Source organism: Thermococcus sp. 21S7 (assembly GCF_012027615.1).
Lineage (GTDB): Archaea > Methanobacteriota_B > Thermococci > Thermococcales > Thermococcaceae > Thermococcus.
The window spans coordinates 113,245-136,978 of sequence record NZ_SNUT01000007.1 but is presented as its reverse complement, the minus strand read 5'-3'; the positions used below and the strand labels follow the sequence as shown (position 1 = coordinate 136,978).

The following is a 23,734-nucleotide window of genomic DNA, read 5'->3' as shown; positions in this document are numbered from 1 at the left end:
TGTCATGGACGAGTGGGAAAGGGCCGCCAAGGTTCTGCTCGACAATGCCCGCGAGTTCCTCGAAAGGCTGAGAGATGAGGTTAGGCTGAATGAAGTAACCCTGGCGAGCCTTCTTGAGGTTCAGTCGACGTTCGTCCTCGGTTTGGCCGACGCAAGCCTCTACGCTTTTCCCATCGGACGGGATGATGTCATCGAGGGCTCCTACCGGCTGTTCCTTGAGGGGCTCGACGTCCTCAAAGCCGGCCACCTCTTGGTCAGCGAGCCGGAACTTGACCTCTGGCTTTCTCCTCTCAGGGATCTGAATCCTGAAAGGGGTTTTTCCCTTGACAGGCGCTTCTCCCTCCTCGGCGAGCCGAAACCGACGATGGTATGGGCCAACCGCATCGTCCAGCTCAGGAACGCCCTCCATGGAAAGCCGGTCAGGGATCCGCTGAGGAGCATCGGCTACGGGATAGACAAGGGAGACAGGCGCTTTCCCGTTCTCTTGAAGGCCGTCAGGAGGCTTTACAGGCTGTATCCAGCTTCGATCGATGAAACTGCCCGGCTTCTCGCCCTTGAGCTCGGCGAGGGACTCGACGAAGAACCACTGGAATGCTCCGACGGAACCTGCGAGGGGATAGCCGAGCTCCCCGACGTTTCAGCCTTTAGAAAAACGGTTTCCGGCGACGTGGAGCTTTACTACCTCATCGAGAACTCCAAAGACCTACACTCCCCCTGGGGAAGCCTGAGCGTCGGGAGGGCAAGGGAGATAGTGGTGTTTTCAAGGAAGAATGGAAAAGGGTTCAGGCTCAGAGAAGCTCCCTGAGGAGCTTTATTCTCCTCGGGCTGAGGATGACCTTCGGGTGCTTGAGGAGCGCCCTGATAACCTCTCCGTAGTCTCCTCCCGCTATTTTCTCAGCGTCGGCGCCGCTGAGTATCTGGATGAAGAGGTCCAGGTCCTCGTCCGTGAGCTTCTCCGTTACTTTTCTAACCTTCAGGACCTTTTCAAGCCTCTTTCCATCCTTTTCCCACCATTCCCTGGTGTAGTTCTGGAGGAGCGAGAGATTCTCCTCTTCGAGGGCCTTGACTATCCACCTGCTTGCTATCGTTCCAGCCTCCATGGCCTCGGCCATTCCACCGCCGTGCATCGGGTTTACCTGCCTGGCGGCGTCGCCGACGACGAGAACGTTATCCCTGGCGAGTTCCTTGACGAAGCCGCCCACCGGAACGATACCAACGTTTATTTCCAGGAGCTTCTTGGCCGGGATCTTGTTCTCCCTCAGCCACTTGTCGAGGTAGTACTTGGCCGTCTGCGGGTTGTCGGAGTTGATGCCTATTCCAACGTTGGCCCTGTCCTCGTCCTTCGGGAAGACCCAGACGTAGCCCCTCGGGGCAACCTCGTTGCCGAACCAGAGGTGTATCAGGTCCGGGTCGTAGCCCTCGATGAGCATCTCGTACTCGTAGCTGGAATCGAACTCGTGCGGGGGAGCGTAGGTGTTTATGCCGGCCTTTCTCGCTATCGTACTCTCCACGCCGTCGGCCGCGACTATAATGTCGGCGTGAATCTCAATCGGCTCGTTTTCGTGCTTTGCCTTGATTCCGACTATTTTTCCGTCCTTTCTGATGACGTCCAGTGCCTCGGTTCTGGCAAGGACGTCGGCTCCAGCTTTTGCTGCATAGTAGGCCAGCATCTTGTCGAAGACCTTTCTTTCCAGGATAACGCCGCTGGCCTCTTTGTAGCGGAGCTCAAGCTCGTACCCGCTGGGGGAGTAGAGCTTGGCACCGTAGATTTCGCGGTTGATAAAGCGCCCGTCGTAGGGTATGTCGTACTTCTCAAAGACCTTGATGCTTATGCCTTCGGCACACTGCTTGGGCGTGCCGATGGCTGGTTTTTTATCGATGAGAAGAACAGAAAACCCGGCTTTAGCAACGTTTCTCGCGACTAGGGGGCCGGCGATTCCAGCTCCCACCACAACAACGTCGTATTTCATTTCGTTCACTCTCCCACCCCCAGGGGTTCAGCGCTCAGTGCGCCCACTGGACAGGCGGCAATGCATATCCTGCAGTAGATGCACTTGTCCTGGAAGAACTCCCATTTTGATGGGCTTACGTTTATTGCAAGCGTTGGGCAGACTCCAGCACAGCCACCGCAGAGGTAGCACTTGTCCTCGTTAACCACGACCTTTATTTTCTCCGGCATATTCGACACCGCCAAGCTTTTGGTTTAGCTTGTCCTTGTCGATTTTGATAGTTCCGTCTTTTATTATTAACGGTACGAACCTGTCCAGCTCCTGTGCCTTTACAAGAACTTCCCTCTCCTTGAGGTTGAGCCTGTCGCTCAGCTCCTCGACGGTGGCCTCACCCGTGAGGAGGAGGTAGTGCAGTATTGCCAGCTGGGTCATGTCGCCTATCTCTTTGAGATACCTCTCCTTCAGCTCCTTCATGAGTCTGTCGCGCCTGCTCTCAATGGCCTGCAGTGCTAGGAGTATCTTCTCAAGCTCCGAAGTTAGCTCCAGGAACGAACTCACCATGCCAAGGAGGCTCTCGTGATCCGTGGGTATCTGCGTCAGATCAATGCTGACCTTCTCAACGGGTGACTCATTGAGATCCAGACCGCGGTACCAGAAGAGGTTCGGCGTCACCGTCGTGACGTAAGTCCTTGAAAGGGCTATGTTGTAGTACTTCCTTGCGGGGCCGATGAAGGGCCCCTCCCGCTCGTAGGACTTCAAGATGCCTTCGCGCTCCATGATTTTAAGGTGCTTGGCTACTGCCGTTGATGACACGCTAACCTTGCTGCTGAGGAAGCTGAAGTAGCATTCCGTACATGTGAGGTGGCTGAGCAGATCGCGCCTCACTTTGTTCCCCAGTATGTAAAAGATGTCGGGTTCACCCATGACCTACACCACCCAAATCTGTGACGTAAAGCTTATATAGTGAACATTTAACCTTAGGTTGCAAACCGGAGTTGAATTCCATGAAGAGATTATAATCCAATCGTTATAAACCTTATGTGGAGGTGTTTGGAATGGGATTGATTAGCGATGCGGACAAAAAGGTCATCAAGGAGGAATTCTTCTCTAAGATGACGAACCCCGTTAAGATTATCGGGTTCATAGGTAAGGAGCACTGCCAGTACTGCGACCAGCTTAAAGGGCTGATTCAGGAACTCAGCGAGCTCAGCGACAAGCTCACCTACGAGTTCCACGACTTCGACAGCGAGGAGGGCAGGAAGATAGCCGAGCAGTACAGGATCGACCGCGCCCCTGCCATCACGCTCACCCGGGACGGTAAGGACATGGGCGTCAGGTTCTTCGGCCTTCCGGCCGGCCACGAGTTCGGCGCATTCCTTGAGAGCATCGTCGATGTCAGCAACGCGTCCACTGACCTGATGCCGGAGAGCAAGGAGGCCCTCGCCAACGTTGACAGGGACGTCAGAATACTCGTCTTCGTCACCCCGACCTGCCCGTACTGCCCGCTCGCCGTCAGGATGGCCCACAAGTTCGCCATCGAGAACACCAACGCCGGCAAGGGCAGGATACTAGGTGACATGGTCGAGGCCATCGAGTATCCGGAGTGGGCCGACCAGTACAGCGTCATGGCCGTTCCGAAGATAGTCATCATCGTCGACGGCGAGGACAAGGTCCAGTTCGAGGGTGCCTACCCGGAGAAGATGTTCATGGAGAAGCTCCTCGCGGCCCTTGAGTGAGGCCCCAGTTTTCTATTTCCTTTCGTTATACGTGAGGTTCCGTGACGGTCCGGTCAATGTGCCCAGTCCATCAGACCTTCCACGGAAAAGTTATAAATCCCTCAGCCCAGCCCATACCGGGTGGGCAAATGGGGACGAGAATCGGCGGTGTGAACGTTAAATTCACCGGAGAACTCGACGACGGTTTTGAGAACGCTTTCACCGGACTTTTCGCGAGGCGCTATCTTCCGGACGTGGGGGAGGGCGCGGGCGACGCGCAGGTCATTGTGGAGCGGTTCAATGGCGAGAGGTTCAGGGTGTTCAGCGCCGCCTACGACTACATGGGCAGGGACGAGTACAAGATAGAGTCAGGGGTTCCCTCGGCGTACGGCAACGAGGCACCGATATTCTTCATCCTGCAGGCGGCGGCAAGGGCCGGCGCAAAGCTGGGCAGGGTCTTCATAACGGACTCCGTTGGAGTGGTGGCCCCCAACGGGAAGGCTATTCTCTTCGTAGGTTATCCCCACACCGGGAAGAGCACCATGTCAGTCCTTGCGATGGCTGCCGGGATGCCCGTTCTGAGCACGGAGAACACGGTCGTTGAAGTCAGGGACGGGAGGCTCACCATAGTCGGGGGAACGGACGTCCTCGTCTACGACCCCCGGGTGGAGGGCATCTACGACATCGAGGTTCCCTACGATGAGCAGACGAGAAGCGGCTACAGGATAAAGGACCTCAGGAGGGACCCGGAGAGGGAGAGGCTCCTCCGGCGGGGCGTGGAGATAGACATGATAGTTCTCCTTCACGCGGCCTTCAACTGCATGGAGGCGAGCTTCTCCAGGATAAAGGGCAGGAAAGTCAGGAAGACGCTCTGGTACTTCTCAACCGCCCTCATGAAGGGACTCGACTACTACGATCCGATGCCACTTCACGTCCCGATGAACGACGAAATAAGCAGTAGAGTCTTATTGCAACCGGGTATGAGAGGACTCCTGACTCTGGGTGGGATTGTCTTTCAATTCTCCTAGAGTCTTATTGCAACTATGTAATCAGCGAGGTAATAGTATGCTGTATAGGTTTCTTTCAATTCTCCTAGAGTCTTATTGCAACTCATCTTTGACAGGTCGAGCTTGTCTTCGTAGATCATCTTTCAATTCTCCTAGAGTCTTATTGCAACGCTGACGACCTCGTGAGACAGGTCCAGGTCGAGACCCTTTCAATTCTCTAGAGTCTTATTGCAACTGAGGTCCCGGGTGATGTCTTCCTCGTGTCATCTTTTCTTTCAATTCTCCTAGAGTCTTATTGCAACTGGTGTGGCTTGTACTCTGATCTCGTCGACTCTTAGCTTTCAATTCTCCTAGAGTCTTATTGCAACGTCCGCTTTTTCAACCTTCCGCAGTCGGTAGCTCCTCTTTCAATTCTCCTAGAGTCTTATTGCAGCCCTCAGCGACGCCCTTCCTAATCCAGCCCTGCTTTTCTTTCAATTCTCCTAGAGTCTTATTGCAGCCTTCTCAATACCCTCAGACTCCTTGCCGAGGAGCTCTTTCAATTCTCCTAGAGTCTTATTGCAGCCAATAATGTCCATCTCCATGTATTTGAGGATAATTGCTTTCAATTCTCCTAGAGTCTTATTGCAGCGGTTCTCTACTGGATTCTGGAGGAAGCCTATGTCTTCTTTCAATTCTCCTAGAGTCTTATTGCAACTCTCGTCCCATGCCGTCACGACGGTGACGATGAGGTATCTTTCAATTCTCCTAGAGTCTTATTGCAACCGTGCGAGCGCGGATACATCAGATTCGCGACGACATACTTTCAATTCTCCTAGAGTCTTATTGCAACTCGACGAGATCAGAGTACAAGCCACACCATTCACCAAGGCTTTCAATTCTCCTAGAGTCTTATTGCAACCCTCCAGCCACTGAAGGAATTCCTCCACGTCGATTCCCTTTCAATTCTCCTAGAGTCTTATTGCAACCTGATGTGGAAGTTCACGAACGTCGAAGTGAAGTTCACTTTCAATTCTCCTAGAGTCTTATTGCAACGGAGATCCTTGCGCGGAGCGTTAGGAGCGGACCCTCTCTTTCAATTCTCCTAGAGTCTTATTGCAACGCAGAATGATAGCAGAGGCGTGGTTTGTAATCACTGCTTTCAATTCTCCTAGAGTCTTATTGCAACGTCCCACTTCAGTTTGACTTTTTTACCAGGCTCTGGGCTTTCAATTCTCCTAGAGTCTTATTGCAACGGCAGTGCTTAAAGCGAACGTTTTCACCGAAATAGCTCTTTCAATTCTCCTAGAGTCTTATTGCAACGCACAACGGTATACTTCGACGACGTAGTATATGAAGCTTTCAATTCTCCTAGAGTCTTATTGCAACGTAAACCCTTCGTCTAGCATCCCCCCACAACCCCCGTCCTTTCAATTCTCCTAGAGTCTTATTGCAACCTGCGGGGGAAGGTTCTGCGATAGCTGATGAAAAGACTTTCAATTCTCCTAGAGTCTTATTGCAACTCCAATTATGGGCCCGTCTCACGTGCCCCGCGGACTCCACTCTTTCAATTCTCCTAGAGTCTTATTGCAACTGTAGAGGCGCCGAGTGTCGTGAAAGACGTTCAGTTTCTTTCAATTCTCCTAGAGTCTTATTGCAACTCTAAAAAAGCATTGAGGTCTCCCCCCACGAGCTCCTTTCAATTCTCCTAGAGTCTTATTGCAACCAAGGACCCAGATGAGTACTGGAACTACGTGATAAGCCTTTCAATTCTCCTAGAGTCTTATTGCAACATAGAGGACTGGAGCGAGTACCTTCGCCCGCAACTCACTTTCAATTCTCCTAGAGTCTTATTGCAACTGTTGTCCTTTGTGATGGCCGGGTCGATTATCAGGCTTTCAATTCTCCTAGAGTCTTATTGCAACAACAACACCCTGCAGAAGGCGACGCCTGACAAAAAGTCCTTTCAATTCTCCTAGAGTCTTATTGCAACCGAGGCCGTCAAGTACGCCCTCGGCAACCCGACCTTCTTTCAATTCTCCTAGAGTCTTATTGCAACCTGGTGATATGCGATGACCCAAGCGAGCATCCTCAGCCTTTCAATTCTCCTAGAGTCTTATTGCAACTGGGTGGTTGTTATGGGCGACCAAGCTACCAAGATTTCTTTCAATTCTCCTAGAGTCTTATTGCAACTTCCTCATTGACCTGCCGGAGGGCCTCATGCTCCCCTTTCAATTCTCCTAGAGTCTTATTGCAACCCATCGACTGGAGGCGCTGAGCGCCCCCCATCAATTTTCTTTCAATTCTCCTAGAGTCTTATTGCAACACCTTTCTGGGAGGTCTCAGCCGAGCGGTTTATCGAGCTTTCAATTCTCCTAGAGTCTTATTGCAACTGAACGGCACCTATGGCCTGCTGAACCCTGCACCTTTCCTTTCAATTCTCCTAGAGTCTTATTGCAACAATCTCCTTGAACGTCGTGGTGGCCTTGCTCATCCTCACTTTCAATTCTCCTAGAGTCTTATTGCAACGAGAACCTCATTGACGAGAAGCGCATCTACGAGAAGAACTTTCAATTCTCCTAGAGTCTTATTGCAACCAGCAGTTGGAGAAGTTTGCGGCGTGGATTTACATGACTTTCAATTCTCCTAGAGTCTTATTGCAACCTTGTGGACGCCGTTGGCTCCGTCGGTTGGAGGGGCTTTCAATTCTCCTAGAGTCTTATTGCAACACTTTATCAGCTCCGTTATGTCGCCGAGCTCGCTCCCTTTCAATTCTCCTAGAGTCTTATTGCAACTATAAATGGGCGACTCGTTCTTGGGCAGGTGATAATCACTTTCAATTCTCCTAGAGTCTTATTGCAACCCGCTTGAGGTCGAGGGTGGGGCCGGCGTCCCGCTCACTTTCAATTCTCCTAGAGTCTTATTGCAACTATAAATGGGCGACTCGTTCTTGGGCAGGTGATAATCACTTTCAATTCTCCTAGAGTCTTATTGCAACCCGCTTGAGGTCGAGGGTGGGGCCGGCGTCCCGCTCACTTTCAATTCTCCTAGAGTCTTATTGCAACTCTGCCAGTCCTTAAACTGGAGGTCGAGCGGCCTCTCCGGCTTTCAATTCTCCTAGAGTCTTATTGCAACCATATCCCCCATGTTCCATCACCTCGTAGTCTTTTGATCTTTCAATTCTCCTAGAGTCTTATTGCAACTCAAGGGCGTTGTGAGCTTCAGCGTCGCGGCAATCCTCTTTCAATTCTCCTAGAGTCTTATTGCAACCAAGCTCGACACCAACCTGGATGGCGTCGACGACACCCTTTCAATTCTCCTAGAGTCTTATTGCAACCTTCGATTTTCCATATAGATTCTATATAAAGGAAATACTTTCAATTCTCCTAGAGTCTTATTGCAACAGGCATCATCGTGGACTACAGCGTTGGAGGGTGAAAAACTTTCAATTCTCCTAGAGTCTTATTGCAACATCCTTTGATTAAAGTCAATGGAAAGCCCCCCACCTTCTTTCAATTCTCCTAGAGTCTTATTGCAACTAGAATTAGACCACTCGTCGAACTAACTGACAAAGACACTTTCAATTCTCCTAGAGTCTTATTGCAACCCGAGAAGTGAATACTCTTTTCCGTCTTCCGCACCGAGCTTTCAATTCTCCTAGAGTCTTATTGCAACTGAAAATGAAGAATCTGCTGAAGGGGAAGCAGAAGAGCTTTCAATTCTCCTAGAGTCTTATTGCAACCAGCTCATTCCAAAGTTCGTGATGGGAGGGTGAGAGCACTTTCAATTCTCCTAGAGTCTTATTGCAACAGGTGTTGCTCGCGGGTTATCACTCCACGAGTCTTCCTTTCAATTCTCCTAGAGTCTTATTGCAACTGGAGCAACGCTGATGCTCTGGTTTATATCGGCCGGCCTTTCAATTCTCCTAGAGTCTTATTGCAACCCGAACTTAATGCCAAAGCCGTGCAAGCGATATTTCCGCTTTCAATTCTCCTAGAGTCTTATTGCAACGAGAAAATCATAGTCTCAATGAGCCTTGGAAGTCCATTCTTTCAATTCTCCTAGAGTCTTATTGCAACCATCTTGGAGTACACCAACGCGGGCTTTGTCTCGACAGCTTTCAATTCTCCTAGAGTCTTATTGCAACCGAGAGAGCCGTCTTTTCTGACTTCTATGATGTCAGAGCTTTCAATTCTCCTAGAGTCTTATTGCAACCTCGATTCAGGAGCAGATTGAGCGGGTTCTCTCGAAGCTTTCAATTCTCCTAGAGTCTTATTGCAACCCAGGCGTCCGCGACGGCATCTTCCGCGTCCTCTGGGCTTTCAATTCTCCTAGAGTCTTATTGCAACGGGAACCCGGACGAAGCTACCGTACTACATAGAAACGCTTTCAATTCTCCTAGAGTCTTATTGCAACTTGATGACCCTGACGTCGGCTATCACCGCCACGGGCGGCTTTCAATTCTCCTAGAGTCTTATTGCAACTTTACCGAACCAGATATACGTACGCTCACCGATAAGCTTTCAATTCTCCTAGAGTCTTATTGCAACTCAAGCAGGGGCAGCCCTGGGTCCAGCCGTTCAGTTACCCTTTCAATTCTCCTAGAGTCTTATTGCAACTCATTCAGCCACCCGCTGGCAAAATTTGGCGGGTTATCTTTCAATTCTCCTAGAGTCTTATTGCAACCGACTGGAACGTTCAGGCGCCGGGCACTGTCAAGGCCTTTCAATTCTCCTAGAGTCTTATTGCAACTGTAGACAAAAAAATCCTTCAGTCAGTAACACGGAAAACTTTCAATTCTCCTAGAGTCTTATTGCAACGTTGAGGAAATATTGCATACACAATAAGATCTCCGAGCTTTCAATTCTCCTAGAGTCTTATTGCAACCCTGCCGAACTCTCTGGCAAAGTCTTCGTTAGCGAGGCTTTCAATTCTCCTAGAGTCTTATTGCAACTCCCTCCCGGAAACAAAGCCTGTGCTGAATAGGTTGACTTTCAATTCTCCTAGAGTCTTATTGCAACAAAACCCAAAAGGGTCGGAAAATAACATTTTGGGAGTCTTTCAATTCTCCTAGAGTCTTATTGCAACAGGCCGGCGTAAAGGACTACGACACGTGGAAGTCATCTTTCAATTCTCCTAGAGTCTTATTGCAACGGCAGGTGTGCGACCGGGACAGGAACCTCGACCTCTTCCTTTCAATTCTCCTAGAGTCTTATTGCAACCTTTATCAGCTCCGTTATGTCGCCGAGCTCGCTCCCCTTTCAATTCTCCTAGAGTCTTATTGCAACGTTGAAACTCTGTCATACAAGCCCGGTTTGTTCTCCCTTTCAATTCTCCTAGAGTCTTATTGCAACGGCCTCTATCATCTTCACGATTATCTTCCTATGCTTCTTTCAATTCTCCTAGAGTCTTATTGCAACGCGGAAAGTATAGATGCCGACCCTAACGAGCCGGCCCTCTTTCAATTCTCCTAGAGTCTTATTGCAACGCTGAGGGGTCATCCCTCACCTCCTCCAGAGGCTTCGTCTTTCAATTCTCCTAGAGTCTTATTGCAACCCTGAGGATGGCTCGCAAGCTAACCAGGGACCCGGCTTTCAATTCTCCTAGAGTCTTATTGCAACACTTATCATACCACAAGAGCCTCTACACCCTTGCCACTTTCAATTCTCCTAGAGTCTTATTGCAACGAAGGGACTATCTGAATCATTCTTGACACGGACCGTTACTTTCAATTCTCCTAGAGTCTTATTGCAACTGGTTTCAGGGAAGATTCTGAATGCGTTCGAGTTTGACTTTCAATTCTCCTAGAGTCTTATTGCAACTTCTATTGAGGTTAATGACTATGTCGATCTAATTGTCCTTTCAATTCTCCTAGAGTCTTATTGCAACGTTTTCCCGTTGTAGTCGTTGTCAATTATCACTTTTCCTTTCAATTCTCCTAGAGTCTTATTGCAACAGGGCGGTTTTTGCTTTCTTTTGCCCTATAAAAGAATAAGGTGCGTTTATTTTTATAAGCCTTTCTTTAGAGGGGGCTTTGGACGGCCTTCCGAAGTCTTTAATCCAAGGTTTAGTTGGGGTTCCATTTCCCCATTATGGAAAAACACGGGCCTGTTTGAGCTGGACCTTCTATGTTCTTATGAGTTCCTGCGCTTTTTTGAAGGCCTATTAGCTTAGAGTATAAGTGTTTCTGCGTTAATTAGCCAGATATCTTATTTCATCAATATGTGGACGTATTAGAGAGCACTCGCGGCTTTTCCATGAATCCCGAAAAAATTTCGTCATATCCCCACAAGAGATAATAACAAAACGTTACATACTAACCTGATGTTATTCAAGGCTTTCTGAGGCTTAACCGGCATGTATTTTTGATTATACTCCTCAGATCCCGAGTTTTGATGTATTTTGGACATTTGAATATGATACTGCACAATCGCAACTCCTAAAAGCCCTTTTTAGTATTTCCTCCGGTGAGAGGATGTACGTAGTTATAGTCTACGACGTGGCCGTAAAGAGAGTGAACAGGGTCAAGAAGTTCCTCCGCCAGCACCTTCACTGGGTTCAGAACAGCGTCTTTGAGGGCGAGGTTACCAGGGCAGAGTACGAGCGCATTAAAGCAGGGCTGAAGGAAATAATAGACGAGGACGAGGACTCCGTTGTAATCTACCGCCTCCGCTCACAGCCCCTCCGCGACGTCTTTGGAACGGAGAAGAATCCGATGGAGGACATCATCTAGGCGCCCTCTCTGTGATTGCAGAACATATCGGCCTGAAGATGCAGTTCTTGCACTCCCAGCCGAACCTCGGCTCGGGCCTTTCTGGGACTTCTCCATTCTCAAGGTCCTCAACGAGATTTATGACGTCTCTGGCGCGCTGTAATAACTCTTTGAACATTTCTTCGTCCTTCTTCACAGGTATCTTTTTCCACGGCACGAGGCTATTCCGGTTGAACACCCATAGGTGCCCGACTTCAACGTTGGGAAGCATGTGGAGGTACGCGTTCAGCTGTTCGACGTACGCTATCACCACGCTGTCATCGGGTATTTCATCTGGCCCCTCGATGCCCTCGGGGATTCCCTCGTAGGGGTATTCGTGAAGGAACTTGAACTCGAAGACGTGCTTTCCGACGACCAGGTCGGCCCGCCCGCTCAGAACCCACCCGTCCTCAAGTTCGTACTGAACCGGGACCTCGACGAGCGGTTTCTCCTGTAGATTGCCCTTCAGGTAGTCCCAGGAATTGACTATCGTGTCCATCAGTCCGGCGTGTAGCACCGTCCCCAAAATCTGGCCGTCGTTCTTGGTTCCAAAATAGCGGACGTCAAAGCGCAGGCTCAGGGCAAGTTTAAGCGGGCAAAAGGATAGCTGCGTTATAGGCATGCTCCTCTTTGGTCCCCTCGGGTTGCCGTACCTCAGGTAGTTTTCAAGCCTCTTCGCGAACTCCTCCACCTCACCCATGGACATCACCTCAGAACCACGCCACCAGCGGCTCATACCTGGCGACTCCAACGAAATGGCGCATGAGTTTGTATGCCTCAAGCCTTATCAGCCTCTGCTTTGTGACGTTCTTTTTTAGGCCCGGATGCCTCACGCTCTTCCGCAGCTCAGCGTTGTATGTCTCCGTCACTTTTCTCATGCCTTCTTTCGTGAGCAGAATCCCGTTGAGCTCCTCCCTGAAGTGTTCCTTCTTGATAATCCCCTGTTTCACGAGCCTGTTGGCTATCCTGTCGGCTATAATCGGTTTGAATATCTCGCTCAGGTCGAGGGCTAGTGAAAAGCGCCTTTCGCCCGGCTCGTGGAGGTAGCTGACGGTGGGGACGAGCTGGGTGTTGTACAGCTCGCTCACGATCGTCGCGTAGAGTCTCGAATTCAGAAAGCTTATCAGGGCGTTCATCTCGTTCTCCGGCGGTCTGCGAGTGCGCTTGACTATCTTGAAGCCCTCAGGAAGATGTTCATCCCAGCGGGCGTAGTATTCCTGCCTTATCCGGGCCTCGACGTTCATGACCTCTGTTATTTTGCGGGCATCCTCAAGCTCCTCAAACAGCTCCCCCAGCATACTGGAGAAGCCATCGGCGACCTTCCAGCGCCTCAGGTTCTTCTCCATGTTGAGGGCGCTTCCCTTAACGAAGAGCCTCGCCAGCTCAAGGCGCTTCTCCCGGTCGAGATAGTGCTCGGCCTGCCTGATGACGAGGTCCCCGGAGTGGAGCTTCTCCTTGGGGTAAAAGCTCCCGTCGTAGTAGCCGTAGTGGTTGAAGAAGTGCACGGCTATTCCTCTCTGAGCCAAGAAATGGAGGGCCTGGGAGGTTATGTTCACGTGGCCGTAGATGTAGATGTCGTAGACACCCTCAACGGCGAGGGGCTTTTTGCCTTTCTCGTTCTCGAAGTAGAGGGTGTTTTCCCTCCGGAAGAGCGTTCCATCGGAGAGCAGGGTTATGGAGCGCTTTCTCATACCACCACCTCAAACCCAGCAGAGTTCGTAGTAGGCACACTTCTTGCACTTCTTTGATTTGACCGGTCTTGGTGGCAAGGGTAGTGATTTTATCCGTTCGACTTCCTTTATCGCCGTCTCGATTTCACCTTCCCTGCCGTCGAGCGCTATTTCTTTCGTCTCGTTGAGCTTCGGATAATGCAGGATTGCCTTCGCCTTTATGCCGAGCTTTTTGAGGTAGTAGATGTAGTAGAGCGCCTGCATCTCGTGGGCCTTCTCCATGCTTTTCCCGAGCTTGACCTCGTGGACCTCTATGGTATCGCCCCGCCGAATGAAGTCAATCTTTATGCTCCCGACTTGAACTTCCTTCTCCTCGCTGGCATAGCGCTGCTCGTGGAGGAACCTGCCGAGGTCAACCCACTCGCTCTCCTGCTCCATGGTTATACCTTTGGTAAAGTACCACAGCTTTGTCGGGCAGATGAAGAGGTAGTTGATTTCCGTGCCGGTGATGAGGAGGTCGTCGAGGGGATACTCACTCATGCCCGAACCTCCAGAGCGATCGGCTTATTACAGATCTATTTGTAACAAACAAACCTGTAACACTGATTACAATCTCATTTTTAGTTGCCTTAACACCCCAACAGACATGTAAAATTATTTAAGAAATGAAAATGACTTTCCAATTACTACCCTCTACTGGCCTTCTGGAGAGTCTTATGGGATAGTATTTGGTCTCATATGGCTTTCCAGGATTTTTTGAGGAATATGGGTTGATCTGCTCAAAGGTAGCTTTGGGTGAAAAGTCCTTCACAGGGTAGATGTATGAACCTGGTAGTATCTCAGAAATTGCAACTGGGAATATCACCTCTTGAGGGGGCTCCTCAACGAGTTCAACGCTTTTCACGTATGCCAATGAATCACTCGTGCCAAGGTATCTTATGTGCTTTGCGTAGTGCGTTACGTCTCTCGGAGCATCATCTGACAGTTCCATGTAAACCTCTACGTCTCCGGAGAAGTGTATGTATTCTCTGACGCCAAAGCTCTCTTGGAATCCGGAAGCCAACGTAGATGCACTTTGAAAGATAAATTCTCTCTTGTCCTTCGGTTCTATTATTGTGAACCTTTGTGAGTTCCCAGAAAGGGTATAGAGGGTAAATTCTTCTGAACGGTATAGTACTCGCCCTTTGAACTTTTCTTTATTCATAAAGAGGAACGTTTGCAGCTTTTCTTTATACATACCTTCAAGTTTCGTCTTTAGTCCCTTAAGTTCTCTTTTCTTTCTCTCTTTTTCATCTTTTGACAATCCCTCTGCTTCGTTTTTTGTTAGCTTTAATGGTCTAAATCCATCGGAACCGGCTTTTACGATCTTTAGGTCCTTGTCCCAAATGATTAACTCAGAAACTTTAATGGTCTGGTCTTTAATGTTAACTTCCAATTCTCCAGGGATGTAATATCCTATTGTTGATTTCCCTCCAATTTTAAACACAGGAACCTCTGAATCTGTCTTAATAATAAGTCTTTTATTCGCTTTCGACTCTAAAATAATCGTTTTTCCAATTCCCTCGGCACCAATGGCTATTCCATCCTTCTTCTTCAGTCTTTTAATAAAAACGCTATTGATTACAATTTTTTCGGGCGGTTTAACACCAACCTTGGCATTTTTAATGTAGTCAAAAATCCGTTTGCCAGTTTCAACTTTCCCGCTTATCCTTATTGCCGTTGAGACTATTGCCAGCTTTATTGTAGAGGGGGCTATTATAGGTAGCGCTAATGCATACTGTGAGGAATATTCCGGTATCCTATACGAATAAAAAGAAGGGAAATGAACGACCAGCTTGAGCCACTTAGTCACGGAGACATCCCTCCCATTCTTTCATTTAGTGTTGAAGTTCATTGTATAGGGCTCTGACTTACTTAGTAGGCTACTGAGCTTTTTAACGAACTCTGAAAGGCTATTAAATTCAACGACCTTAATCGGTTCATTATCACCGCTTTTGAAACTCTGTGCTATTGATGTAATCTCCTCCTTGTAGTTCTTTTTAAGTGGGGAAATCACTGGCACAGGAATAGGCTCGGTGGAGTACACTATTACGCCCTTAAAATCAACCGTGTGAGGTAACCGTGTTGTTGTCATAGCTCCTTGGGGTCTTAAGAACATAAGCTGGTATGCTCTCAAGGCAAGTTCGTATCTTTTTATCCTTTTGCTATCCTCACATTCATAACTGTAGACATCCTGTTTTGCCTCATTAAGACATATTCTCCATGGCTGGAACACTGTAACTATTGCATATTCTCCAGTTCTTGTTGGTCGGTGATATATCATCTGAGCAGTAGGAGCATGGGCTTCACAGTACCATTTTCCGTTTATCTTAAGTAGTCTACCCTCATCTGGGTCAGTGTCACATCCTTTAACCGAACATTTGTGTTCGCCCCATTGTCCTGGCTCCAGAACTTCTTCTATTGCTTGCGTCTGTGTAGAGTGCCTAGCATGAAGATGTATATCTCTGTATACTTCAGGAATTCCCAAGGCCCAGCCAAATTCAACGGTAGACTTCCTAGATACTGTAACTTTCTCAGTAATCATGAATCCGTGGATATCACATATATCACAGGTGTTTAGGGCCTGTGATATTGCATCTTCTGGTCTATTGATGCTACTCTTAACCGTCGAGTTAGTTTTTATGACATAGTTAAACCTCTCCGGGTGTTGTATTTTGCAAGCGTCACACAGATTATTTTTGGTATCTAGTATCCACATCATCTCGGCGTGTATGTGCTTGAGCATTTCTCCTGAGATGCCGTCGGTAGTTACTGCCTTCCTAGTGTTTGGGTCTATTATCTTGACGCTTCTTGGCTCAACGACGTTTCCAACGTTCCCTTCGTTATTGAGGCTGTGGAGCTCCCAAAGGGCCCTACCGAGTATGGCAATCTCAAAAACCTTTGTCTTTTCTTCACTCATTCTCCTCACCTCCTTTAACAAGGGCATAGCTTATGAGTGCAGAACGAACAAGCTTGACGCCGTGTTCATCCACCAGCCTTATTAGTTCAACAAGGCTCTCTTCCTTCGGTCTTTTCAGTTGCTTGCCTTTGTAACCTTTCTTTGCCAGAGTTTCATACCTCCTGAGGAAGCGCTTTATCACTTCTGCGAACTGCTCTTTGGTTTCGGCATATTCTAGTTCGACTAGAGAGGAGTAGTCTTCCCCGATTCTCAGGGCTTTTCTAAGTGCTACTCCAAAGTCCTTGACTGCTTCGTTCTCAAACAGCTCAGCTAACTTCGACATTCTTCAACACCTCCAAAAGGGAATCCGCGTCATAAGAACCGAATTTTATTGAGTTTGACCTCAACTCGTTTCTTAAGTGAAGCCGGATGTAGGAGTAGTAGTTCTCCAAAGTTGGTTCAGCTATGAACTTAGATAACGCCATGGCAATGTCTTCGTAGCCCTTGATGTAGGAAGTTCTATCAAGAATCTCAGTCCACTTGTCAATGGCCTCCTCACCTTCGAGCGTCTCAACAAGGGAGTGGAGAAAATCCAACGGAAATAGACCAGAGGTAAAGGGCTTAGGTTGATTCCCGGTCCTCATCATGACACCATAGAGGATTCCTCCGATTTTGGGTAGAAAAGAACCGCCACGCATTAGCTCTTTTTCTTCTTTTACGAGCCTAACTGCAATTCTCGCAACTGTAGAGAAATAGCCTGCTCTATGGAAGCCTTTGACAGATTCCTTCAGCCTGTGTTTTATTGCATAAATGTCCTCAACTCTGGTGTCCAGTGGAAGGGGATAAACAGCCACCACATACTCCTTTGAGCCTTTCCAGACAGAGATATTTATTGCCCCCAACACAGCGAGATAGAGCTCCTCAGCAGGTATCTTTACTTGACTCTCGCGTAATGAAGCCGGAACTATTTCCCCTCTTTTTTCTCTGATAGCTTTTGGAATTTCCACCCTAATGCCTTTACTCGCCCCAAGTTCGAGAGATTGGGGTAGTGTAACGGATTTCCCTGTGAGATTATCAATCAAAACTGTTCCTCCGTCAAGTTTATGCTCAAAAATCCGCTTTATTCTATCTTCATCTGTGAGAAATTCTTCCATATCCTTTCTGATGCCCTCTCGATCTTTACTTTTCAGAGTACCCAGAACATTGGCCCATTCCTCAATGTCTTTACCTAAGTAGCCCTCAATTTTTGAAAGCTTTGAAAAATCTAGTTCATTCCTACTTCGTATTTCGTAATAGCTTCCTGTATCAGCAATAACGGCTTCTTTGGACAGGGTACGAACTACTATGCCAAGTCCATAGGCTTTCGCTAAGTCAAGGAATTGCCATCCAGTTTTAGGGACTAAATATCGATTCATACGATTCACCACCTGTAGCCAGTCTATCAGAAATGCGAAGGAGCTTTGAAACTAACCCATAAAGCCGGTAATACTCATTCTCATCAGCAACATTCAGGTAGTTGAATCCTAAAGAGCCAGCTGGATGGCCGTTAATAAGAGAGGTCTCAATATCGTCCAGGGGATAAACTTGCAAAATGTAATCCACCACATTGGGAATTAATTTGAACTTCTGGAACTTTGAAGACCAAGGAGAGTGGTGATGGGCTATAGCAAGGTAGAAAACCTTAGCAAGTCCACGATCTTCAAAGTGTTCTCCCAAGTATCTTTCAAGCGCCTTAGCCGAGACGGTTGCATGCGGTGGCAACTTGCCTTTCTTCTCAAATCCGTGGGCTATTGGCTCTTCCCCGAGTCTCCAGCCCGCTTTTTTCTGCCAGTAGATGTTCAACTTTCCAAGGTCGTGCAAAGCGACGCTCAGTTCTACCCAACTAATCAGCTCTTTCTTAGAAACACCAAAATATTTGGCAAATGCTCTAATTGGATAGTCGTAGCGTGGAAGCATATACACTCTCAGGACATCGAGAGCTTTTCTCGAATGTTCTACCCAGCTTTCCTTTCTCATTCTGCCTTCTCCAACCACATTGATTACTTTGTCTCTTTCCTCAAACTCAAACCTCTTGATGTCCCCGTCACAATCAAAGAGCAGTCCCAGCTCCGATGAATAGCTAATGCCCGTTATTATATAGAACTCAAACGGCATTATCTCGTTCTTATCTGAGACAGGAACAAAGGTGTATCTACTTTCGTATTCATCAATGATAAAGCTCTCTTCCACCCTGTAGATTCCCTCTCCAACTTCCATAATTTGGTCGAATTTACCTTTAAGAACTCTGAAATCAACCCGAAGGCGCTTGAGCTTCCAGGCATCGTCAGGATTCAGATTACTTACGTCGTCGTAGATTGCAACATCAACTGAATACGCCTCTCTAACATTCTCTTCAACATAGGATCTTTTACCGTCATAAACTGCCCTTGCAAGGCCTCCCAGTCGCTCATAAAATTTGTATGGATCCAGATAGCCCTCAAACGGTTTTGAGAGAACTCTCTCAACAAGTTCTATCTCTGTCTGCCAATCAAGTAGTTCAACACCCTTTAGAGCATCGATAGTGGATTCAACGAGTTCCTTAGAGTAAGGGGCATAGGGATTTCCCGCTTTTTTCTCGACGTTATATACTATAATCTCGCCTTTATCTCCCCATCTAGCAACTCTTCCAGCTCTCTGGATGAGAGAATCAATAGGAGAGACCTCAGTTAGGAGTTTCTCTGAAGATATATCCATTCCTACTTCAATAACCTGTGTTGATATCAGTATAGCTTCATTAGCAGAGCTTCCCTTCCCAAAGATTTCCCTGACTTTTGCCTCTTTCTGGGATCTATCTTCCTCTAGGAAGCGAGAGTGGATTAAAATTACCGGCCTGTCAGCGTTGGCCTTCAATTCCCGATAAAGTTGCTGGGCTTTCCCGACCGTATTGACGACGACAATGAGATTATCAACGTCTTCCGCTTGTCTTTCTATTTCCTTTGCTGTGAGGCAGGTTTCATTAAACAGAGGCTCCGTATTGAGTTCAACTTTTCTTCTTGCCCTTGCTTTTATTTCCTTTTCATCTTCTACATCTATTATCTCAACTTTCCCACCCTTTTTCTTGGCTAAAGCTTTCACTCGCTCCATAAAGTTTCTGGGTAGGGTTGCTGACATCATAACAAATGGAATACCTAACTTCGCACTCTCAATGCTCATGGCGACTGAAGTTAGAAGTCCCTTCTCAGGGTGAAGGGTATGAACCTCATCAAAAACAAGCATCGCAGAACCTGCTGTCCCTAGAAATATGTTTCCCCATCTTTTCGGCATGCTCAGGGGAACGCTTAGGTAAGCTCCAGCTGTTTGATCAATGGTTGCTACAATCAAGTCTTCCTCGAAGAGTGAACTCTCAGGCCTTTTGCCATGATGAACTGCCACCCGAAGCTTCTTATAGGAAGCGTATCGCCTCGCTCTTCCCCCTATACTCTCCACGAGCGTTCTGTTGGGGAGTGAATAAATCATTTGGGAGGGTAAATTTTCATTAATCTTAAAGATAAATGGAATAAGAACCATTTCACTTTTTCCCGAGCCGGTTGGAGCACGAACTATGAGGGAGCTCCCTTCAATTAAACTCTCCATTGCCTCCCGTTGAAAGGTGTAGGGATTAAATCCTGTTGCCTTTCGAAAGTCCTCTCTTGCTCCCATCAACCTTCACCATCCCAAACCCGATCGAGTTCTTCTCCCCGAAGCCGGCCATGTAGCCCGCCCTCAGGAGCCCCTCGTCGCCCTTTGCCCGGAAGACAAGGTGCCACGCCACCTGGAAAATGCCGGGCTTTACCTCGAAGCGCTTGGGCTTGGCGTTGAGCACCTTCATATCGAAATCTTCCGGCGGCCTCTCGGCGTATATCGCGAGGTACTTCTCCCGAAGGTTCTCCAGTATCAGCTCGTAGAACTCCGGTTCGGTCGGACTCAGGTCGTAGCTCCTCGGCCTGCCGAACTGAACCCTCTTCGTCGTCACGGCTATCGGCGAAAGCGTCACGAACTTCCTTCCGCTCAGTTTCTCGGGCTCCGCCAGAGCCTTGACCTCCTCCACCACGAACCTCTCGCCCCAGAGCTCGACCTCGGGCTTTTGGAGCAGGCCGCCGATGAAGGCCTCGGCTATCTCCGGAGAGGCAGTTGAGAAGTAGAAGTACGCCCTACCATGGCCGAAGAAGTAGGGCTTTCCCTTTTCCAATTCCCTCCTCTCGGCCATGAACAGGGAAAACGTGAAGAGCTTGGGCATCTTCGGCGAATGAAGGCGGAGGCTCAGGTGGGGGTTGACGCGCTGAATCCTTCGATAAATCAAACCCTGCAGCTTGTGCTGGTGATTGAAGGGAACCTGGAACGGTTCATTCTCCGGCTGGAGTCTTATTGCAAACCTCATACCCATGCCTCCATGCGGGATGGTGTATGGCACAACATGGCAAAAAGAGTACGTTCTCAGACCTTATAAGGCTTTCTATGCACCAAAGTATGAAATGAAATGAGCATTATGTTCTACTCAATGACGATGCGGTAGTAACTTATTACTACGAGGACTACACAACTCAGCCCTCCATGCACCTATAGCATGTCAAAATGTACAAACCCAACTGCGATAACCACACTATATCTTGAGATACCCGCAAACTCAGAATAGGAGAGAAAAGGGCCAAAAGCCCTCAGAGAAGCATCCTGGCGTCGACGGCAACGGCTGAGTCCTCGTAGGCGAAGATCGGGTTGATGTCGAGCTCCTTGATCTCCGGAAGCTCAAGGGCGAGCTCGCCGACCTTGGTGATTATCTCGGCGAGGGCCTCGATGTCCACCGGCTTCTCACCGCGGGCTCCGGCGAGGATCGGGTAGGCCTTGATCTCCTTGATCATGTCGAGGGCCTCGTCCTTGGTTATCGGGGCGACGCGGAAGCTGACGTCCTTGAGGATCTCGACGAAGATTCCACCGAGGCCAAACATGATGGCCGGACCGAACTGCGGGTCGCGGATCATACCGACGATGACCTCCTTGCCAAGCGGGAGCATCCTGTAAACGATGACGCCCCAGAGGTCGGCGTCCGGCTTGTAGTTCTTGGCGTTCTCCATGATGGTCTTAAAGGCCCGCCTGGCCTCCTCGTCGCTCTTGATGTTGACCTTAACACCGCCGGCGTCGCTCTTGTGGATGATCTGCGGAGAAACGATCTTCATGACGACCGGGTAGCCGATCTCCCTGGCGAACTGAACGGCCTCCTCCTCGTTGGTGGCGACCTTGAAGTCCGGAACGGGGACGCCGTAGAGCTTGAGTATCTCCTTCGCCTCAGGCTCGACGAGCGGCCTGTTTTCGGCCTTGGCCTTCTCGATGATTGCCCTAGCCTTCTCAATCCTGTCCATACCAATCACCTCATCAGCTTGACAGTTCTCAATCCGACCGGGCAGTTAAAAGGGTTTCCATTCGTCAACCTATCGTTTCTTTCGTTTCGGCTCGGTTTGAAGCGATGTCCGGGTTATAAATACCCCAGAGTTCAAGGTATTAGTGGTGATTGGAATGAATCGGAAGATTATTGCGGGTATCGGAGGAATTTTGGTGATGGTTCTGGCGGTTTTTTCCTTCCAGGGCGGCAAGGCTTCGGCCGCCGAAACGACCGTCGTGCTGTACAACTCTGCCAGGATAGGCGTTGTTGAGAAAACGCTGGAGCTTGAGCTCAAAGAGGGCATGAACGAGGTTCCCCTTGAGGAGCTGGCAGGCCTGAACATAGCCGAGGTAACGATTAGGCCGCTCGACGAGGGCGTTCAGGTTCTCGGAGTATTCAGCAGGGGCCAGAGCGGGGACGTTTACAGCGCCAACGTCGGAAGCGAGGTCGAGGTCAAGCTGAGGAGCGGCGACACCGTTACTGGCAAGTTCCTCGGCTTCAAGAACGGAAAGATAGCCATCGAGGGCGACGGCTACTACCTCATAAACCCGAACGAGGTGGCCTACTTCAAGGCCAAGAACCTTGAGGGGAAGGCGACCGCCTACGCGGTTCTTCGGGCGGAAGAAGCCGGAAAGTACAACGTGAGCATCGTCTACCGCGTCTCCAACATGAGCTGGGAGAGCAGGTACAAGCTCTACATCGGCGATAACGCGAAGCTCTACGGCTACATCGTCCTCAACAACCCGACCGCCCAGGAGTTCAAGGACGCGAAGGTTCTCCTGGTTGCGGGCGACGTTCAGCTGTATCAGAACGTCCCCCAGCCGAGGGTTCTCTATGCCCTGGCTGAGAAGGGAACCGATCAGGTCAACGTGGGCCAGCCGGAGAAGATAGAGGCGTTCTACCTCTACAAGCTCGGTGTGGCCGACATCAACCCTGCCAGCACGATGATGTACCCATACATCAACTTCGAAGTCCCCTTCGAGAGGGAGTACCTCTACGAGAGCTGGCCGTACAGCAGGGAGGGGGCGGTCTACGAGTCGATATCATTCAAGACCGAGAAGGTTCTTCCGGCGGGGATAGCTGAGATATACCGGGAAACCGACGACGGGGCCCTCCTCATCGGTGAGAGGGCCATAGAGCACACGCCCGAAGGGGATACACTCAGGATAGGCATCGGGAAGGATTACGACCTCAAGGGCAGCACGGTAGTTCTTGAGGAGAAGCACGACGACCACTACGCATACTACAAGGTCAAGATCACCCTTGAGAACTTTGGAAAGGACGCCAAGACCGTCATAGTCAGGCACTACAAGTGGGGCAAGGTTCTGAGCTCAAGCATGGAGCCCATTGACGAGACCGGGAACTACGTCGAGTTCAGGGTTACGGTTAACCCTGGAGAAAAGAAGGAGATAGTCTTTGACTACGAGAACCGCTATTAGCTCTTGCGGAGCGTTACCTCAAACCTCTTTTCTCCTTTTGATACGTCGAGAACGAGGCTCTTGTCGTAGTCTATGAACTTTGTGCTCAGCACCGCGTAGCCCTCGCTTTGAAGGAACTCCGCCATTTTAAGGCCGAGGTCGTCGAAGAATTCCGCCGCCATAGTGGCCATGCTCGGCTCCTTTATGCCGAGCTCATCGTGATAGCGCCTCGCGAGCTCAAAAACATCCATGGTCACCACCGGATATAGTACTCGTGGGGAAATAAAACGGTTGCGGTCGAAAGGCTTAAAGCGAACCCAACCAAAGCCCCTAAAGTGAGTGCCATGGACGAGAAAACCCTCAAGAAGGGGGAGCGCTATTACAAGGCCGGAAAGGTTCTCTGGGTAGTCAAACGTGGAAACAGACTCTTCTCCAAGGTTCTGGGTACGTATCCATACTACGTCGAGCTTGACATCTCAACGGGCGAGAACCGCTGCACGTGTCCCCTTGGAGGGGACTGCAAGCACGTGGCGGCGGTCGTGAAAGCCTACGATGCCGGCTTCTACTTCGAGAGCTTCGATAAACATACCGAGCTCTTTCCTGAGGCGGTAGCTATGGAGTTCCTGGCTGAGGTTCCGGAGCTGGCGCTCGACGTTACCCTCAAGGAGCTGAGGTTTTCACTCAGCACGGACGAGAGCGGGAGCGAGGTTGCCAAACTCTTCAGGAGAGCGTTAAAGCTCGTCAGGATGACCCGCAAGATGGAGGCACTCCACGTCCTTGAGGAAATCCTCGCGGAGTACAAGCACGTCTTCAGCGACTACGAGCTTTCGGCGAAGCTTGAGGATGAACTGAGGGAGCTTGAGGCGGCCATCTAAAAACCCTTATAAATCCCCCTAGCACCAAATAGGAACTTAG

Annotated in this window: 19 protein-coding genes, 1 pseudogene and 1 CRISPR repeat array; of the genes and pseudogenes, 6 read left to right on the top strand and 14 right to left on the bottom strand. The window is 49.4% G+C overall.

All coding sequences use genetic code 11. From position 1 onward, the window contains the following. The first annotated feature begins 4 nt into the window (after positions 1-4). Positions 5-805, top strand: a complete 801-nt coding sequence (locus tag E3E51_RS11535) for a hypothetical protein (RefSeq protein ID WP_167913240.1) — start codon at positions 5-7, stop codon at positions 803-805. On the opposite strand, the gene E3E51_RS11530 is transcribed toward E3E51_RS11535, so the two are convergent. The 3 genes from E3E51_RS11530 to E3E51_RS11520 are packed head-to-tail and all read right to left on the bottom strand — an operon-like array spanning position 789 to position 2,873. Then, on the bottom strand, positions 789-1,970 hold the full coding sequence (locus E3E51_RS11530) for an NAD(P)/FAD-dependent oxidoreductase (RefSeq protein ID WP_167913284.1): 1,182 nt from the start codon (positions 1,968-1,970) through the stop codon (positions 789-791). The genes E3E51_RS11535 and E3E51_RS11530 overlap by 17 nt on opposite strands. Positions 1,971-1,975: 5 nt before the next feature. Then, the gene (locus E3E51_RS11525; protein ID WP_167913239.1) at positions 1,976-2,179 is read right to left on the bottom strand and encodes a 4Fe-4S binding protein; all 204 of its coding nucleotides are present in this window, start codon (positions 2,177-2,179) and stop codon (positions 1,976-1,978) included. Further along, positions 2,151-2,873 carry a transcriptional regulator gene (locus tag E3E51_RS11520; RefSeq protein WP_167913238.1) on the bottom strand — a complete coding sequence of 241 codons (723 nt, stop codon included), beginning with the start codon at positions 2,871-2,873 and terminating at the stop codon, positions 2,151-2,153. Before E3E51_RS11520 ends, E3E51_RS11525 begins: the two co-directional genes overlap by 29 nt. Before the next feature lie 131 nt (positions 2,874-3,004). Between E3E51_RS11520 and E3E51_RS11515 the strand changes: the two genes are divergently transcribed. The 3 genes and pseudogenes from E3E51_RS11515 (at position 3,005) to cas2 (ending at position 11,383) form a co-directional block, all read left to right on the top strand. After that, positions 3,005-3,685 carry a thioredoxin family protein gene (locus E3E51_RS11515; protein ID WP_167913237.1) on the top strand — a complete coding sequence of 227 codons (681 nt, stop codon included), beginning with the start codon at positions 3,005-3,007 and terminating at the stop codon, positions 3,683-3,685. 128 nt (positions 3,686-3,813) lie between these two features. Next, a pseudogene (locus E3E51_RS13190) lies at positions 3,814-4,620 on the top strand (hypothetical protein); the annotation flags it as partial. Positions 4,621-4,676: 56 nt separating this feature from the next. Then, positions 4,677-10,606: a CRISPR direct-repeat array (repeat unit 30 nt; unit sequence CTTTCAATTCTCCTAGAGTCTTATTGCAAC). Between the two features lie 519 nt (positions 10,607-11,125). Then, positions 11,126-11,383, top strand: a complete 258-nt coding sequence (gene cas2, locus E3E51_RS11510) for a CRISPR-associated endonuclease Cas2 (protein WP_167913236.1) — start codon at positions 11,126-11,128, stop codon at positions 11,381-11,383. Here cas2 and E3E51_RS11505 read toward each other — a convergent pair. From E3E51_RS11505 to E3E51_RS11455, 10 genes are all read right to left on the bottom strand, one after another. Continuing rightward, a complete protein-coding gene (locus tag E3E51_RS11505; protein WP_240924332.1) occupies positions 11,376-12,107 on the bottom strand; it encodes a PD-(D/E)XK nuclease family protein in 732 nt (243 codons plus the stop codon). The two genes, cas2 and E3E51_RS11505, sit on opposite strands and share 8 nt — an antisense overlap. 4 nt (positions 12,108-12,111) lie before the next feature. After that, complete coding sequence (gene cas1b, locus E3E51_RS11500) at positions 12,112-13,092, bottom strand: type I-B CRISPR-associated endonuclease Cas1b (protein WP_167913235.1); 981 nt, start codon at positions 13,090-13,092, stop codon at positions 12,112-12,114. 9 nt (positions 13,093-13,101) lie between these two features. Beyond that, the gene (gene cas4, locus E3E51_RS11495; RefSeq protein ID WP_167913234.1) at positions 13,102-13,611 is read right to left on the bottom strand and encodes a CRISPR-associated protein Cas4; all 510 of its coding nucleotides are present in this window, start codon (positions 13,609-13,611) and stop codon (positions 13,102-13,104) included. Between the two features lie 118 nt (positions 13,612-13,729). Next, complete coding sequence (gene cas5 / locus E3E51_RS13185; RefSeq protein WP_346765968.1) at positions 13,730-14,923, bottom strand: CRISPR-associated protein Cas5; 1,194 nt, start codon at positions 14,921-14,923, stop codon at positions 13,730-13,732. 21 nt (positions 14,924-14,944) lie between these two features. Continuing rightward, the gene (locus E3E51_RS11480) at positions 14,945-16,030 is read right to left on the bottom strand and encodes a DevR family CRISPR-associated autoregulator (protein WP_167913233.1); all 1,086 of its coding nucleotides are present in this window, start codon (positions 16,028-16,030) and stop codon (positions 14,945-14,947) included. Further along, positions 16,023-16,352 carry a hypothetical protein gene (locus E3E51_RS11475; RefSeq protein WP_167913232.1) on the bottom strand — a complete coding sequence of 110 codons (330 nt, stop codon included), beginning with the start codon at positions 16,350-16,352 and terminating at the stop codon, positions 16,023-16,025. Before E3E51_RS11475 ends, E3E51_RS11480 begins: the two co-directional genes overlap by 8 nt. Continuing rightward, positions 16,336-17,433 (bottom strand): hypothetical protein, encoded by a 1,098-nt coding sequence (locus E3E51_RS11470; RefSeq protein WP_167913231.1) that lies wholly within the window; start codon positions 17,431-17,433, stop codon positions 16,336-16,338. The genes E3E51_RS11475 and E3E51_RS11470 overlap by 17 nt, the downstream gene beginning before the upstream one ends. Beyond that, positions 17,402-19,687 (bottom strand): CRISPR-associated helicase Cas3', encoded by a 2,286-nt coding sequence (gene cas3 / locus E3E51_RS11465; protein WP_167913230.1) that lies wholly within the window; start codon positions 19,685-19,687, stop codon positions 17,402-17,404. The genes E3E51_RS11470 and cas3 overlap by 32 nt, the downstream gene beginning before the upstream one ends. Beyond that, positions 19,647-20,405 carry a CRISPR-associated endoribonuclease Cas6 gene (cas6, locus tag E3E51_RS11460; RefSeq protein WP_167913229.1) on the bottom strand — a complete coding sequence of 253 codons (759 nt, stop codon included), beginning with the start codon at positions 20,403-20,405 and terminating at the stop codon, positions 19,647-19,649. The genes cas3 and cas6 overlap by 41 nt, the downstream gene beginning before the upstream one ends. A gap of 277 nt (positions 20,406-20,682) precedes the next feature. Next, complete coding sequence (locus E3E51_RS11455; RefSeq protein WP_167913228.1) at positions 20,683-21,381, bottom strand: acetate--CoA ligase family protein; 699 nt, start codon at positions 21,379-21,381, stop codon at positions 20,683-20,685. 154 nt (positions 21,382-21,535) lie between these two features. Between E3E51_RS11455 and E3E51_RS11450 the strand changes: the two genes are divergently transcribed. After that, the gene (locus E3E51_RS11450; protein ID WP_167913227.1) at positions 21,536-22,840 is read left to right on the top strand and encodes a DUF4139 domain-containing protein; all 1,305 of its coding nucleotides are present in this window, start codon (positions 21,536-21,538) and stop codon (positions 22,838-22,840) included. Here the strand turns inward: E3E51_RS11450 and E3E51_RS11445 are convergent. Next, on the bottom strand, positions 22,837-23,070 hold the full coding sequence (locus tag E3E51_RS11445; protein ID WP_167913282.1) for a hypothetical protein: 234 nt from the start codon (positions 23,068-23,070) through the stop codon (positions 22,837-22,839). The genes E3E51_RS11450 and E3E51_RS11445 overlap by 4 nt on opposite strands. Positions 23,071-23,163: 93 nt before the next feature. Here E3E51_RS11445 and E3E51_RS11440 point away from each other — a divergent pair, with 93 nt between their 5' ends. After that, on the top strand, positions 23,164-23,694 hold the full coding sequence (locus E3E51_RS11440; RefSeq protein ID WP_167913281.1) for an SWIM zinc finger family protein: 531 nt from the start codon (positions 23,164-23,166) through the stop codon (positions 23,692-23,694). The last annotated feature ends 40 nt before the right edge of the window (positions 23,695-23,734 follow it).